This is a genomic window from Lacrimispora sp. 38-1, from assembly GCF_049890855.1.
Classification (GTDB): Bacteria; Bacillota; Clostridia; order Lachnospirales; family Lachnospiraceae; genus Lacrimispora.
This window is the reverse complement of sequence record NZ_JBANEW010000066.1, coordinates 13656-29154: the sequence shown is the minus strand read 5'-3', so window position 1 is coordinate 29154 and position 15499 is coordinate 13656. Positions and strand designations below refer to the sequence as shown.

General features: G+C 44.1%; 15 protein-coding genes and 1 other annotated feature. Of the genes, 6 read left to right on the top strand and 9 right to left on the bottom strand.

Going from position 1 to position 15499, the window contains the following annotated elements:
* Window positions 1-13 precede the first annotated feature (13 nt).
* From trpA to V7D18_RS19535, 9 genes are all read right to left on the bottom strand, one after another.
* The gene (gene trpA, locus V7D18_RS19575) at window positions 14-787 is read right to left on the bottom strand and encodes a tryptophan synthase subunit alpha (RefSeq protein WP_426156689.1); all 774 of its coding nucleotides are present in this window, start codon (window positions 785-787) and stop codon (window positions 14-16) included.
* Window positions 780-1964: a tryptophan synthase subunit beta gene (gene trpB, locus V7D18_RS19570; protein WP_426156687.1), complete on the bottom strand. Its 1185-nt coding sequence runs from the start codon at window positions 1962-1964 to the stop codon at window positions 780-782. Before trpB ends, trpA begins: the two co-directional genes overlap by 8 nt.
* Window positions 1910-2593 carry a phosphoribosylanthranilate isomerase gene (locus V7D18_RS19565; RefSeq protein ID WP_426156685.1) on the bottom strand — a complete coding sequence of 228 codons (684 nt, stop codon included), beginning with the start codon at window positions 2591-2593 and terminating at the stop codon, window positions 1910-1912. Before V7D18_RS19565 ends, trpB begins: the two co-directional genes overlap by 55 nt.
* Entirely contained in the window at window positions 2580-3386 is an 807-nt protein-coding gene (gene trpC / locus V7D18_RS19560; RefSeq protein ID WP_426156683.1) for an indole-3-glycerol phosphate synthase TrpC, read from the bottom strand. Before trpC ends, V7D18_RS19565 begins: the two co-directional genes overlap by 14 nt.
* Window positions 3383-4402, bottom strand: coding sequence for an anthranilate phosphoribosyltransferase (gene trpD, locus V7D18_RS19555; RefSeq protein ID WP_426156682.1), 1020 nt, complete (start codon window positions 4400-4402; stop codon window positions 3383-3385). Before trpD ends, trpC begins: the two co-directional genes overlap by 4 nt.
* 14 nt (window positions 4403-4416) lie before the next feature.
* A complete protein-coding gene (locus V7D18_RS19550) occupies window positions 4417-4986 on the bottom strand; it encodes an anthranilate synthase component II (protein WP_426156680.1) in 570 nt (189 codons plus the stop codon).
* Window positions 4986-6464, bottom strand: coding sequence for an anthranilate synthase component I family protein (locus tag V7D18_RS19545; protein WP_426156810.1), 1479 nt, complete (start codon window positions 6462-6464; stop codon window positions 4986-4988). Before V7D18_RS19545 ends, V7D18_RS19550 begins: the two co-directional genes overlap by 1 nt.
* 76 nt (window positions 6465-6540) lie before the next feature.
* Window positions 6541-6805: a binding site (T-box leader), on the bottom strand.
* A 107-nt stretch (window positions 6806-6912) separates the two neighbouring features.
* Entirely contained in the window at window positions 6913-7722 is an 810-nt protein-coding gene (locus V7D18_RS19540; RefSeq protein ID WP_426156678.1) for a PRD domain-containing protein, read from the bottom strand.
* 97 nt (window positions 7723-7819) lie between these two features.
* Window positions 7820-9946 (bottom strand): glucose PTS transporter subunit IIA, encoded by a 2127-nt coding sequence (locus tag V7D18_RS19535; RefSeq protein ID WP_426156676.1) that lies wholly within the window; start codon window positions 9944-9946, stop codon window positions 7820-7822.
* Window positions 9947-10228: 282 nt separating this feature from the next.
* Here V7D18_RS19535 and proC point away from each other — a divergent pair, with 282 nt between their 5' ends.
* The 6 genes from proC to V7D18_RS19505 all read left to right on the top strand — a co-directional run bounded on the left by proC (window position 10229) and on the right by V7D18_RS19505 (window position 15499).
* Window positions 10229-11023 carry a pyrroline-5-carboxylate reductase gene (gene proC / locus V7D18_RS19530; protein ID WP_426156674.1) on the top strand — a complete coding sequence of 265 codons (795 nt, stop codon included), beginning with the start codon at window positions 10229-10231 and terminating at the stop codon, window positions 11021-11023.
* A 27-nt stretch (window positions 11024-11050) separates the two neighbouring features.
* Window positions 11051-11599 (top strand): NUDIX hydrolase, encoded by a 549-nt coding sequence (locus tag V7D18_RS19525; protein WP_426156672.1) that lies wholly within the window; start codon window positions 11051-11053, stop codon window positions 11597-11599.
* A gap of 58 nt (window positions 11600-11657) precedes the next feature.
* A complete protein-coding gene (locus V7D18_RS19520) occupies window positions 11658-12257 on the top strand; it encodes a stage II sporulation protein M (RefSeq protein WP_426156671.1) in 600 nt (199 codons plus the stop codon).
* Between the two features lie 219 nt (window positions 12258-12476).
* The gene (locus tag V7D18_RS19515; protein WP_426156669.1) at window positions 12477-13364 is read left to right on the top strand and encodes a site-specific tyrosine recombinase; all 888 of its coding nucleotides are present in this window, start codon (window positions 12477-12479) and stop codon (window positions 13362-13364) included.
* 118 nt (window positions 13365-13482) lie between these two features.
* Complete coding sequence (locus V7D18_RS19510) at window positions 13483-14007, top strand: adenine phosphoribosyltransferase (protein ID WP_097004804.1); 525 nt, start codon at window positions 13483-13485, stop codon at window positions 14005-14007.
* Window positions 14008-14275: 268 nt separating this feature from the next.
* Window positions 14276-15499, top strand: coding sequence for an NAD(P)-dependent oxidoreductase (locus V7D18_RS19505; RefSeq protein WP_426156667.1), 1224 nt, complete (start codon window positions 14276-14278; stop codon window positions 15497-15499).

Here is a 15499-nt window from a genome sequence, read left to right as displayed (position 1 = left end):
CAAAGTGGGAGGATCAATCAGTTATTGCAGATTTCATCTCTCTTATGTAGCTGCAGATCGGTTCCACACAGTCTTTTCCATGCATGGCAGCCAGCTTCACAATGGCGCTTCCCACGATAATACCATCTGCATATTTACTTAATTCCTTCGCCTGTTCCGGTGTGGAAATTCCAAAGCCTATGGCACAGGGAATATCTTTGGAATTCTTTACAAGAGAAACCATATCTCCGATGTCAGAGGTGATTTCCTTTCTCACACCTGTTACGCCCATGGAAGAAACACAGTAAACAAATCCCTCTGCTTCTGAAGCAATGGCCGTAATCCGTTCCTTAGAAGTGGGAGCGATCAGAGAAATTAAGTCAATCCCGTACTTTTGGCAGATGGGATGAAGTTCATTCTTTTCTTCAAAAGGCATATCTGGCACGATAAGAGCATCGATGCCGCATTCTGCCGCATTTTTAATGAAACGCTCGCTTCCATATACAAATATGGGATTAATGTAAGTCATAAATGCCAGGGGCACATTTGTTTTTTGCCGAATGCGTGTGACAGTTTCGAAAATTTTATCTGAGGTAGTGCCGGAGGCAAGGGCGCGCTGGTCAGCTTCCTGGATCACGATTCCCTCTGCAACCGGATCAGAAAAAGGAATTCCCAGTTCTATGATATCGGCACCTGCCTTAGCCATGGCAGGAACCAGCTGCTCTGTAATTGCAAGGTCCGGGTCACCGGCTGTAATAAACGGGATAAATGCTTTCCCTTTTGCAAATGCTTCACTGATTCTACTCATAGATTTCTACCCCCTTGTAACGTGCAATTGCGGCCACATCCTTGTCTCCTCGGCCGGATAAGTTAATGACGATAACCTGGTCCTTTCCCATGGAAGGTGCAACTTTTCTGGCATAAGCCACGGCATGGGCGCTTTCAATGGCTGGTATGATTCCTTCCTTCCGGGATAAATATTCAAATGCATCTACCGCCTCGTTGTCGGTAACAGGAACATAATCTGCTCTTCCGGTATCAAACAGTGCGGCGTGCTCCGGTCCGATTCCCGGATAGTCAAGTCCTGCTGAGATGGAGTAAACCGGAGCGATCTGTCCGTATTCATCCTGGCAGAAGTAGGATTTCATACCATGGAAAATACCCACGGTTCCTGTGGAGATGGTGGCAGCATTTTTATCTGTATCAATGCCGTGTCCTGCAGCCTCACAGCCCACCAGCTTAACAGAGCTGTCTCCAATAAAATCATAAAACAGGCCCATGGCATTGCTGCCTCCGCCCACACAGGCGATCAGCATGTCGGGAAGCTTTCCTTCTGCTTTTAAGATCTGCTCCCTGACTTCCTTTCCGATGATGCTCTGGAAGTCCCGCACAATGGTGGGAAATGGGTGAGGTCCCATGACGGAACCCAGAACGTAGTGGGTATCCTCCACCCGGTTGGTCCATTCCCGGAGAGTTTCATTTACCGCATCCTTTAAGGTCTGCGTACCGCTGGTAACTGGATGAACCTTTGCACCCAGAAGCTCCATACGGAATACATTTAATGCCTGGCGGTCCGTATCCTCTTTTCCCATGAAGATTTCACATTCCATCCCCATTAAGGCTGCGGCAGTAGCAGTAGCCACTCCGTGCTGGCCTGCACCGGTTTCTGCGATGACACGGGTTTTTCCCATTTTTTTTGCAAGAAGAACCTGACCAAGTGCATTGTTGATTTTGTGGGATCCGGTGTGGTTTAAATCTTCCCGTTTTAAATAAATCTTTGCACCGCCAAGATCCTCTGTCATTTTCTCTGCGTAGTAAAGCAGAGAAGGTCTTCCTGTGTAGGTTTCATGCAGTGTCTTTAACTCTGCCAGAAATTCTTCATCCTGCATACAGGCATTGTAGGCTTTCTCCAGTTCCGTCACTGCATTCATCAGCGTTTCGGGGATAAATTGTCCGCCGTGCTGTCCAAATCTTCCTTTTGACATGATTTTCCACTCCTTACTGTTTGTATGATTTTTTTTATTTTTTCCGGGTCTTTTTTGCCATTTGTTTCAGCCAGACTGCTGACATCCAGACAGAATGCTTTGGTTTTAAGAGCTTCCTCTATGTTTTCCATGCCGATTCCCCCTGCCAGAAACCAGGGTTTTTTAATCGCCGGAATCATGTTCCAGTCAAAACATTTCCCGCTTCCGCCCTGAATTCCCCTTACATAGGAGTCCAGAAGAAGATAGTCTGCAGAAAGCTTTTCCGCTTCTGAAATATCAGCCGCGGACTGGACACGGATTGCTTTAATAATGGGGACCGGACGGTCTAATCTGTTTTTCAGTTCCAGAATATCCGTCTCATGTTCCTCCCCGTGAAGCTGAATCAGCTGAATAATGTTACTTTTTACCAGGGAAATGATCTCGTCTGCCGGACTGTTTACGAAGACTCCTACAGCCGGAATTTCAGGGAGCAGATCATTTCTTAAGAATTCAGCCTGCCTGAAATTCAGCTGCCGCCTTCCTGGTGCAAAAACAAAACCTGCGTAATCCGGCTGATAGGTGTTGACGGCAATCACATCTTCTTTTCCTGTGAGGCCGCAGATTTTAATTTTCTTTTCAAAATTCATCATTGGCCGCTTTCCTCATTTCCTGAAGAATCTTTTTCTTGTCAGGAGAGCGCATCAGGCTTTCTCCGATTAAGACTCCGTTTACACCTGCCTGATACAGCCGCTTTACATCGTCGGGGGTCTGTATTCCGCTTTCAGCAATGAATGCGGTTCCTGCAGGCACAAGGCTTCTTAAACGGATGGAATTTTCAAAGTCAACCTCGAACGTCTTTAAGTTCCGGTTATTGACTCCGATCAGCCGGGCTCCTGCAGAAAGTGCGCTGTGGATTTCTTCCTCATCATGAGCTTCGACAAGAGCGCTGAGTCCAAGGCTGTCACTGATTTTTAAGTATTCTTTCAGCTGTCCGGTATTAAGAAGAGTACAGATAAGAAGAACTGCCGAGGCGCCAAGCACTTTCGCTTCCAGTATCTGATAAGGATCTACGGTAAAATCCTTTCTCAGAAGAGGAAGGGAAACAGACTTGCTGATTTCGGTTAAATATTCCCCTTTTCCCAGAAAGTATTCCGGTTCTGTCAGTACGGAAACGGCATCTGCGCCAGCTGCTTCATACTCCATGGCAATTTCCCTGTAAGGAAATTCCGGTGCAATCATCCCTTTTGAGGGAGAGGCACGCTTTACTTCGCAGATAAAGGAGATTCCGGGAGAGGTAATCACCCGCTCAAAAGAGAAATCAGATTCCCTCTGTCCTGCGTCAAAGGCACTGTATGCCATCTTTTCCATCTTACTGAGCGGAATCGTTTTTTTCGCCTCCTCCGCCCGCTTTTTTGAGGCTGCGGCCAGGGTATCAAGGATCATAAAGCCACCTCATTCACTGCTTTTACAAATTCTTCCAGTTTTGCAGCTGCTTTTCCGGAATCAATTAAGTCGGAAGCAGTCTGAATGCAGTCGGATATGGTGCAGTTGTCAATGCCAAGATAAAGACTGAGGGCGGAATTTAAAACCACAATATCCCGTTTTGGACCGCGAAGTGTTCCCTCTAAAATTTCCTTTGTAATTTTGGCATTATCGGAAGGAGTTCCGCCCAGTAAGTCGGAAAGGCTGCTGCGGCTTAGGGAAAACTGCTCCGGAGTAATTTCATATGAAATCAACTCCCCGAAACGGATTTCGCAGACGTGGGTTGGACCCGTTACGGTTGCTTCGTCCAGTCCGTCTGATCCGCAGACAACCAGCCCCCGCTTCACTCCTAAGTTGCTTAATACCTGGGCAAGTGGTTCCACCAGCTTTTTATCGTATACACCTAAAAGCTGCATGGTGGCGCCTGCAGGGTTTGATAAGGGTCCAAGAATGTTAAATATGGTACGGACTCCAAGCTCTTTTCTGACAGGACCTGCATACTTCATGGAAGAATGATGAACCTGTGCGAAGAGAAAACACATTCCCGTCTCCTTTAAAACCTTTGCCGACTGTTCTGCCGTGAGATTTAAGTTGACTCCCAGCTGCTCCAAAACGTCCGCAGCGCCGCTTTTGCTGGAAACGCTTCTGTTCCCGTGCTTTGCAACCGGAACACCTCCTGCAGCCACTACAAAGGCGCTGGTAGTGGAGATATTAAAGGTTCCAACCTCATCGCCTCCTGTGCCTACGATATCAATAACCGGAAAATCCGGTTCCAGCTTCATCGCCTTTTCTCTCATGACTGTGGCGCAGGCGGTGATCTCATCAATCGTCTCACCCTTCATACGAAGAGCCGTTAAAAATGCTGCCATCTGGGCCGGAGTAGTTTCCCCGCTCATAATTTCATTCATAACCTCTCTTGCAGCCTGAAAGCTCAAGTCCTGTCCTTCAATTACATTGTGGATTGCTTCCTGAATCATTGGGTTTGCCTCCTTTATATAATAGTCAGAAAATTTTTTAAAATGGTCATTCCATCTGGTGTGAGTATGGATTCCGGGTGAAACTGCAGTCCGTAGACCGCATACTCTTTATGTTTTACTGCCATGACTTCACCGATGGAGTCAGTTCCGATCACTGACAGGCAGTCCGGAAGGGAGCCCTTTTCGGCAATCAGGGAATGATATCTGGCAGCAGGTATTGTATCTGGAAGCCCCCTGAATATGGGATCTGAGGTATCAATGTCAATCAGGCTCTGCTTCCCGTGCATCAGTTTTTTTGCGTGGGTGATATTCGCCCCGTATACTTCACAGATGCCCTGGTGTCCCAGACAGACACCAAGAATGGGAACAGTTCCGGAAAGTTCCTTTACCACCGTTTCGCACACACCCGCATCCTTTGGATATCCAGGACCTGGAGAGAGTATAATATGGGAGGGATGTAAGAGACGGATTTCCTCCACAGTCAGTTCATCATTTCTTATGACTTTAATATCCGGTTCAATGGAACCGAACAGCTGGACCAGATTATAGGAGAAGCTGTCATAATTATCAATCAGCAGTATCATCAGTCATTCACCTCCCCAGCCGTTTCAATTGCGTGGATTACAGCCTTTGCTTTGTTTCCTGATTCTTCATATTCCAGCTCCGGAACACTGTCAGCCACAATTCCGCCGCCGGCCTGAACGGTTACCGTTCCATTTTTCTTCACAGCCATTCGTATGGCAATGCAGGTATCCATGTTTCCGGTAAAATCAATGTATCCCAGCGCGCCCCCGTAGATACCTCGTGGTTCCCGCTCCAGTTCCTCGATAATCTCACAGGCGCGGATCTTCGGTGCACCGGAGAGAGTGCCTGCGGGAAGTACCGCTTCAATTGCGGAGAGTCCGTCACAGTCTGATCTTATGTCTGCCTCCACCTGGGAACAGATGTGCATGATCCTGGAAAAACGGTGGATCATTTTATATCCGGTAACCTCTACGGTGGAAAACTTAGCGATTTTCCCTAAGTCATTCCGTCCTAAATCCACAAGCATATTGTGCTCGGACAGCTCCTTTTCATCGGCAAGCAGCTCTTCTTCCAGCTGTCGGTCTTCCTCCTCACTGCTTCCCCGTGGTCTGGAACCGGCTACGGGGAAGGTAGTCAGTCTGCCGTCTTTTAAACGGACTAAAGTCTCAGGAGAAGTGCTGATAATCTCTGTCTCATCCATGTGAAGATAGACCATGTAAGGGGAAGGGTTGGTGGTCCTAAGCACCCGGTAAGCATTTAAGAGGCTGTCGTGATATTCGCTTTTAAACTGTCTGGATAAGACAGCCTGAAAAATATCTCCGTCCACGATGTATTCCTTCGCTTTTTCAACCATTTGGCAGTATTCCTCTTTGGAAACGTTACAGTGAAAATCAGGCCTTTCCTGTACGGCTGATTTTTTCAGGGGAGTATTTTCTCCGATCATCCGTGCGATACTTTCCAGTCTTGTGCAGGCCGCCCCATAGTTTTCCATAATCCGGTCCGTCTTCATATTTACCACGATGCTTATTTTCTGCTTCAAATGGTCATAGGCAATCACTGTGTCAAACAGCATCAGATCAAAGTCGCTGCAGTCCCCTTTTTTGATAGACAGGACAGGCTCTGCATAACCAATCATGCTGTAAGCGAAATAACCCACAAAGCCTCCGGTAAATGGCGGAAGTCCGGAAATTTTCGGAGAGCGGTAATCCTTTAATATGTCCCGGAGAACTAAAAAGGGAGTGTCTGATCTAAATACCTCATCCTGACCAGCTCCTGTGATGCTGTCGTAACGGCGTATGGTGACCACATGGTCCTGGCAGCTGACCTTCATGACAGGGTCATAACCAAGAAAGGAGTAGCGTCCCCAGGTTTCGCCGCCCTCAATGCTTTCTAACAGAAAGTGTTTTCTGCTTAATGCCCCGATTTTTCTCAGCAGAGTGATGGGGGTTACAATGTCTGCGAAAATTTCCCTGCAGACTGGTATGACAGGGTAGGAAGCGCCAAGCGCTTCAATCTCCCTGCAATCCGGTGTGATAATCATAATACTGGCTCCTTTCCTGATTAAGATTTTTTAATAAAAAAAGCTCCCGTCCCTCTTCCATAATTCTATGGATAAGAGGGACGGAAGCTTGTAGTGACTCGTTCCGCGGTACCACCCTGATTGGAGAAGATAGACTTCTCCCGCTTATAACACACCAACATGTGCCTCCCCTTGATAACGGATAGGAAACCCGTCAGCATCTACTACCGGAGATAAATACCGGTTTCAAGCCGCCCTCGCAGGTCCATTCAGACCAGACATCAACGCTTCCTTTCACCAACCGGAAGCTCTCTGTGCATGATGAAGAGATCTTACTTACTCCTGCTCAACAGTTTATTACTTTGCTTTGCTACAGTATATGAGATTAAAATGAAAATGTCAATACGTAATTTGAAATTTAATTTGTTCAGATCACATCAATCGCCATATGGCCGTCCACAAGTGTTTATTCTTCACTCATGATTACCCGTTCTATGTGCATGGCTAAATAACCGATTTCTACTTCTTTTATTTCCAGTTTTAATGCAATGCTTAACTCGTCACAGATTGTAGTTGCTATTGTAAAGGATTCCGGAATCTTAAATTCCAGATAGTCATTGATATTCAACTTTAATTCTTCGTTCTTTACGATTCTGGCCATAAGCCTGTTATAAGACAGGGACATCACATCGATCTTACAATTTTTTTCATTTTCAATGATGTTGATACATCTTCTTACCGCCTCAGCCATCTTCATCGAGATTGAGGTGTGAATATCCTCTTTTGCTGCATGAATGTGCAGGGAAACATATCCGATCTCATCATCATCTATATCAATGTTCTTTTCATTTTTTAGTATATCCCGTAAAACCAGTGCTGCCTTAAATTCGCTATGGAATAAGGCTTTTATATCTTCTGTTAGCGGATTATATATCTGCTCCCCATTCTGGATTCTCTGTACCGCAAATGAAATATGATCCGCCATTGGAAACAGGATGCTCCGGTCAAGCTTTCCAACCCTTTTCTCTGCCTCATCTAAAATTGCATTGGCATATTCAAAGTATTCAGGTGAAACGCTCTTAACCAGCTCTCTGTTCGTACCTCGTTCTGACTTTTCCTGTAAAGAGTAAACAGAGCAATCCTCTGGTGCCTCAAAACGTTCCGATACCTTTTTCCCAAATCCAATTCCTTTTCCCAATAAAATATATTCTTTATTATCATTCATATCAATTGCGATTATACTGTTGTTATTTAATATCTTACTTATGCGGTACATATCGTAAACGCCATCCTCTCTGTATGTCTATTCTTTCCATTTTACCATGAATAAAACGGAAAGAATAGGACATTCACAATATGCATTTCACAAATACTTATTCAAAAGTATCCACTGCAAATAATGGTTCGCCTGCTTTAACCTTACCATTTGCAATTAGTCTGATCTCCTGATTATCCTTAAGTTCTGTGCAGATGACAGGAGAGCATACAGATGGTGCTGCTGTTTTTAAGTACTCTAAATCAATTTTAAGGAGCTTATCCCCTTTCCTGACCTTTTGTCCATTTTCCACAAATACCTCAAATCCTTTTCCAGCAAGTTTGACCGTATCGATTCCTACATGGATAATCATTGTGACACCAAGGTCCGTTTGATAACCTATCGCATGTTTTGTATCAAAAACGAAGCAGACTTCCCCATCTTCAGGTGCAGTAACTATTTCTTCTGTTGGTGTAACGACTGCACCATCTCCCATCATTTTTTTTGCAAATCCTTCATCAGGTGCAGTGGTAATATCTGCAGCCTCTCCTGTAAACGGGCTGGAAATGATTATGGAATTGATCACCTTTTTATCTTTCTTAGATTTTACGCTTTCTGACGAATCGTGGTTTCCTGTATAATCAAAGTCTGTTTCCTCTGGTGCAGTCTCTAAATAGTCTTCAAAATTTGACTTAATAATGGTCACTCTGGGACCATATATAATCTGTACGCCGTTTCCTTTATGCACGACTCCACTGGCACCTGTTGCCTTTAACACATCATCGTTAACAAGATTTCCATCTGTTACTGTACAGCGAAGTCTTGTCGCACAACAATCCACGGAAGCTATATTCTTCTTTCCTCCAAGGCCTTTTAAGATGCCTGCTGAAACAACGTCTTCCGGGGTTTCATTGTTTCCATTCTTTTGAGCATTTACATCGGCTCTTGTATACAGTTTTATTTCTTCCTGCTTATCACGGCCTGGTGTCTTTAAATCAAATTTCCTGATTAAGTATGAGAATAGAATATAATAAAACAGGAAATATCCAATCCCGACTATTACAATCCATATCCAGCTGGTCTTTGCATTTCCCTGAAGGATACCAAATAAGAACATATCAATAAATCCGCCGGAAAAGGTCATGCCTACACCAACACCGCATATATGCATGATCATATAAGATGCACCTGCCAGAACACAATGAATCCCGTAAAGTAAAGGAGCAACAAATAAGAACGTAAATTCAAGAGGCTCCGTGATACCTGTAAGCATTGAGGTAAGTGCTGCTGACAATAATAATCCTCCGACAACCTTTCTGTTTTCAGGTCTTGCAGTACGGTACATGGCAAGTGCTGCTCCTGGAAGTCCAAAAATCATAAGAGGGAATTTTCCTGACATAAAACGTGTAGCCGAAACAGCAAAATGTTTTACAGTGGGATCTGTAAGCTGGGCAAAGAAAATATTCTGCGCACCTTCGATCATTTTACCTGAAACCTCTAACCTTCCACCAATACTTGTCTGCCAGAATGGCAGGTAAAATACATGATGAAGACCAAATGGTATCAGAAGCCTTTCCATAAACCCATAAACCCATGTTCCGGCATAACCACTATTTAAAACAACGTTTCCTACTCCAAATATTCCCATCTGAACAACCGGCCAGACATAATACATAAGAATACCTACAAAAACATATACCACTCCGGAAATAATCGGTACAAATCGTGTTCCGCCAAAAAATGACAGCACCTGCGGAAGCTGTATCTTATAAAATTTATTATGAAGTGCGGCTACTCCTAACCCTACAATAATGCCTCCAAAAACACCCATCTGCAAGGATGGAATACCGCAAACGGAAGTTGTAGCACCTGCTAAAAGACCTTCTCCATTATTATGAATACTGATTAATGAGCTAATAGAAGCATGCATAATAAAAAATGCAATTGTCGCAGCCAAAGCTGCAACTTCCTTCTCTTTATTTGCCATACCAATCGCAACACCAATTGCAAAAATAATTGGTAAATTCGAAAATACAATATTACCTGCACTATTCATGATCTGTAACAATGCATTGAGAACGGTTCCTTCGCCCATGACTCTTGTAAGTCCATAGGCGTCTAACATGGTTTTATTAGTAAAAGAACCACCTATTCCAAGCAGCAGACCAGCAACCGGTAAAATTGCTATTGGTAACATAAATGATCTGCCAATTCTTTGTAATACTCCAAAAATCCTGTCCTTCATTAATAAGACTCCTTTCAACTTCTTAATTATAATAATTTTTGATTTTGAAATGCTTATTAGGAAGCTTTTTAGTCTCCGGACACAAAAAAAGCACTAACCAGCATAAACATTCCAAAAATATTCATGCATAGTTAATGCCTGATTAATCAGTAACACACTATAACTGTTTAATCATATATTATTATCTCAATTTTGTCAATTAATATCTTCCTTCATTGACATTTAAAAAAATGGTGTTAGAATGGTGCTAATTGATAGCAGTTAAAAGCAGGAGGATATCAGATGGCGAAAATAGGAATTATTGGAATCGGAAATATGGGATACGCAATTGCCAGAGGATTGCTGAAGCAATATGAAAAAGAGGATATTATCTTTACTGATGTAAATCAGGACCGCTGTGCTGAAGTATCAAAGGAACTGGGCATTGACTGGGTAAAATCAAACCAGGAGTGTGCAGGCCTTACAAAATATATTGTTCTGGCGGTAAAACCCCAGTATTTTAACCCGGTTCTGGGGGAACTGCGGGATGTGGTGACGGAAAAAAATGTCATTATATCCATTGCACCCGGAATTACCACGATCCAGCTTAAGGAAAAGCTGGGAGACGAAAAAAGAGTGGTTCGCGCCATGCCCAATACCCCTGCACTGCTGGGAGAAGGCATGACAGGAGTCTGCTATGAAGAAAAGGCTTTTTCAGAGGAAGAGAAGGAGGCCATTGCCGGCATTTTCACTTCCCTTGGTAAGATGCGGATAGTAGAAGAACGCCTGATGAATGCGGTGGTCTGTGTCAGCGGCAGTTCTCCGGCCTATGTTTATATGTTTATAGAGGCACTGGCTGACAGCGCCGTAAAATACGGTCTGCCACGTGATGCGGCATATGAGATGGCTGCACAGGCTGTGGCCGGCAGTGCGAGAATGGTGCTGGAATCAGGGGAGCATCCGGGAGCACTCAAGGACAAGGTTTGTTCCCCTGGAGGAACCACCATTGCCGCAGTCTCTGCTTTAGAGGAATATGGTTTCCGCAATGCGGTGATAAAGGCATCAGATGCCTGCTTTAAGAAATGTGAGAAGATATAGGACGATGACAGGAAAGGAGAAGCTATTATGGATCAGCTTCCGGTAAAACGATTAAACAGAACCCTTAAATATCAGGGGAGCATTTTGAAAATTTACGAAGATACAGTAGATGCAAACGGACATCTGGCGCACTGGGATTTTATTCATCATATTGGAGCGGCAGCAGTAGTTCCGGTCACAAAAGATGGAACGATACTTATGGTCAGGCAGTACCGCAATGCACTGGACCGCTATACTCTGGAAGTTCCTGCGGGAGCACTGAATTTTCCTGAGGAGCCGAAGATTGACTGTGCCCACAGAGAACTGGAGGAAGAGACCGGATTTAAGACAGAAAAAGAGAAGTTGGAATTTCTCATAAGAGTCAATACTACGGTTGCGTTCTGTGATGAAGTAATTGATATTTTTGTGGCACGGGATTTAGAGCCGTCCAGACAAAATTTAGATGAAGATGAATATATTGAAGTGGAAGAATGGACAGTAAAGGATCTGGAAGAAAAGATCTACCAGGGAGAGATTACAGACGGAAAGACCATTGCGGCGATACTGGCATATGCCAGGAAGTATGATGTAAAATAAGGGAATAAACAGACCCTCTGCAGGCATAAATTATGACAAGACCTGTAGGGGGATTTTTATGGCTGATTATCTGATGCGATTGAAATCCGGACTAAAGAGGAGAGCTGTAAGGAGCGGATATATTCCCGTATCAACGAAAGTCAGAGCGGATGACCGGTATCTGGTCTGCTTTTTTATCGGTCTGATGGCAGGAACAGTCATTGCCAATTTCTGGTATTCTTCTTTTGAGAATGAAGCAGTTTATTATCTGGGGCTTTTAGACAGAAACAGAAGCGTAAGTGGGCAGGAGAGCATGGGGCTTTTCCTGGAAGTCTTAAGACAGAGAATAATTCAGATCCTGATTGCCTTGCTGATCGGGATGACTGCGTATGCGGTTTTTTTATACTGTCTGTTCACTGCAGGACTGGGGTTTTCCATGGGATTTGTCATGTCTGTCATTACCGTACAGAAAGGATTAATGGGACTGCCGTTTTTTTTCATGACAGTCATGCCTCAGTGGCTCTGCTATCTGCCGCTGTGGACTCTTTTGCTGTACTGGGGCCTGCAGAAGGGGAAGCGGTTTCGGGCTGCCGTACTTTTTTTCATTCTTCTTCTGTCTGTACTGGGAAGTGCCCTGGAGACCTGGATTAATCCCGTTTTTTTAAAAATTGTCTTATAATCAGGGGACTATTAAAAAAAATAATGTAAAATGATTGACCAAAAGTTACCATATCTTGCGAAATAACGATGCGTGCCACCAATATCTGGTATATGTTATGTAAAGTGCTTTTTCTGCTCAAAAAATGTGTTTGATTTTATCGAAAATAGTCTATATAATGTTAGGAAGAAGCCTTATTTTAGGGCATTTTTTGAAACCGGAAGGTCAGGGGATATTGAAATGGTAGCCGATATTAATCATTTTATAATTTATTTAAGAGAGATAAAAAAAACATCAAAAAACACTGAGGTGTCTTACCAGAGAGATTTAATTCAGATGGCTTCTTTTTTGGGGAAGCAGGGAATTATGGAAGTGGACAAGGTGACGAAGACAAGTTTAAACTCCTATATCCTGTTTCTGGAAAAAGAAGGCAGAGCGACTACTACCATTTCACGCTGTCTGGCTTCCATGAAGGCATTTTTCCATTATGAATGCAGGGAAGGTCTGATATCCAGAGATCCGGCAGAGCTTTTAAAGGCGCCCAGGGTTGAGAAGAAGGCGCCGACCATATTGACTGTAGATGAAGTCAACTGCCTCTTAAGCCAGCCAAACGGGGACTCCCCCAAAGAGCTGAGAGACCGAGCCATGCTGGAACTTCTTTATGCAACAGGAATCAGGGTGTCGGAGCTGATTCATTTAGAGAGCAGGGATGTGAATCTGACCGTGGGCTATATCACATGCCGGGATGAGCATAAGGAGCGTATGATACCCTTTGGCAAGGTGGCAAAGCTCGCTCTTTCCGCCTATATGGAACGGGGCAGACAGACTCTTTTAAAGGGACAGGAATCGGACTGGCTGTTTACCAACTGCAGCGGAAAACCCATGAGCCGTCAGGGATTCTGGAAGATCATTAAATATTATGGTGATAAGGCGGGCATTCAGTCCGATATTACCCCTCATACGTTAAGACATTCTTTCGCGGCCCATCTGCTCCGCAACGGTGCGGATATTCATGCGGTACAGGCCATGCTTGGCCATTCTGATATGGCTACAACACAGATGTATATGAACTATGCCCAGAAGGAAACCGTGCGGCGTACCTACGCAGGGGCGCACCCAAGAAGCTAGCCGGAATATAATATAGAAGAATATAAAACAATATTTGCCTGTGAAGACTCTTTGCGCTATAATAGGTGAGTCGGCGTGAAAAGCTGCAGGAAAATTTTATGATTATGAGGGATAAAAGATGAAGAAATTAGAAGATTATGTCACAAGCATTCCGGATTTTCCGGAGGCAGGAATTGTATTCCGTGATGTGACTACCATTCTGGAAGACCCGGACGGACTTACCATGGCTGTGGATGGCATTCGTCAGATGTTAAAAGGAGTGGAATATGATTCTGTAATCGGGCCTGAGTCCAGAGGCTTTATTTTTGGTGTGCCGGTAGCCTATGCAGAGCACAAGGGATTTATACCTGTGCGTAAGAAGGGAAAGCTTCCGAGAGAGGTTCTTTCTGCTGATTATGAACTGGAATATGGTAAGGCAACTGTGGAGATACACAAAGATTCCATTAAACCGGGACAGAAGGTGGTTATTATTGATGACCTGATTGCAACCGGAGGAACCATTGAAGCGATCATCAAGCTGGTTGAAGAGCTTGGCGGTGAAGTGGTTAAGATCTGTTTTATCATGGAGCTTGCAGGATTAAACGGAAGAGACAGACTTACCGGATATGATGTGGAAGCGATGATTACCTACGAGGGTAAATAATCACCAGGTAAGAGAATTTAAGGTTTTTTGCCGCCTGTTTTCATGGGGGCATAAAGGCTTTGAATTCTCTTTTTTTAATAAGAATCCTTGATAAATCGATATTTTTTTGTCATAATTTATTTTTTTTTATACATGCATGCAGCCTATTGATTTTCTGATTTTGAGTGTGATATGATGTGTCCAGCACATTGCATTGTATACAATGTGCAACATAAGAACAATTGAAACCGGAAAGAATAATAGAGAGCAAAACGAAAGGAAAATAAATATGGCTGTACATGTAATTGATGAAGCAAACAGATGCTTAAACTGCAAAAAACCATTATGCCGGCAGGGGTGTCCCATACAGACTGCCATTCCCCAGATGATTCAGGCATTTAAAGAGGGAAATTTAAATAAAGCAGGAGAGATGGTATTTGAAAATAATCCCATGTCTCTGGTTTGTTCTCTGGTCTGCAACCATGAGAAGCAGTGTGAAGGCCACTGCATATTAGGGAAAAAGGGCCAGCCTGTCCATATCAGCAGTATTGAAAACTATATTTCTGATACAATTTTTGATCAGATGAAGATTGAATGTCTGCCTGAAAACGGGAAGAAGGTGGCGGTGATCGGTGCAGGACCGGCCGGTATAACCATTGCTATCCTGCTTACAAAAAAGGGCTACAGTGTGACCATTTTTGATGCCAGAGATAAGGTTGGAGGAGTTTTACAATACGGTATCCCTGAATTCCGCCTTCCCAAATCCATACTGGAGCGTTATAAGAAAAAACTGCTGGAAATCGGTGTGAAAATACGTCCGAATACAGCAATTGGTACAGCGCTGGAAATAAAAGATCTGATTCGGGATGGATATCAGAGCATCTTTATCGGAACCGGTGTATGGAGACCAAAAACTCTTGGAGTAAAGGGAGAATCTCTGGGTAATGTCCATTATGCCATTGATTATCTTGCTAATCCGGACGCCTATCATCTGGGAGATACCATTGCCATCATAGGAATGGGCAATTCCGCCATGGATGTGGCCAGAACTGCCATTCGCCACGGCGCCAGAAAAGTGACTCTTTATGCAAGAGGTATGGCAAGCAATGCCAGTGAACATGAAACAGCCTATGCCAGACTGGACGGTGCTGAATTTCAATTCGGAATGCAGATCGTGGAAATAACGGATAATGGTCCTGTATTTGTTAAGGTTCTTCACGATGCAGATGGAAAACAGACAGGACTGGGTGAGGAGAGGGAGCAGATTTTTGCCGATTCCACCATTATTTCTGTCAGCCAGGGTCCAAAGAGCAAACTGGTGAATACCACCGAGGGCTTAAAAGCCAGCCAGAACGGTCTGCTTATGACAGACGACAATGGGCAGACAACCATACCTGGTATCTTTGCATCAGGTGACGTAGTGCTTGGAGCCAGAACAGTCGTTGAGGCTGTGGCCTACTCCAAAACAGTGGCAGAAGCCATGGATGAATATATGAAAACAAAAGAAGAGTGA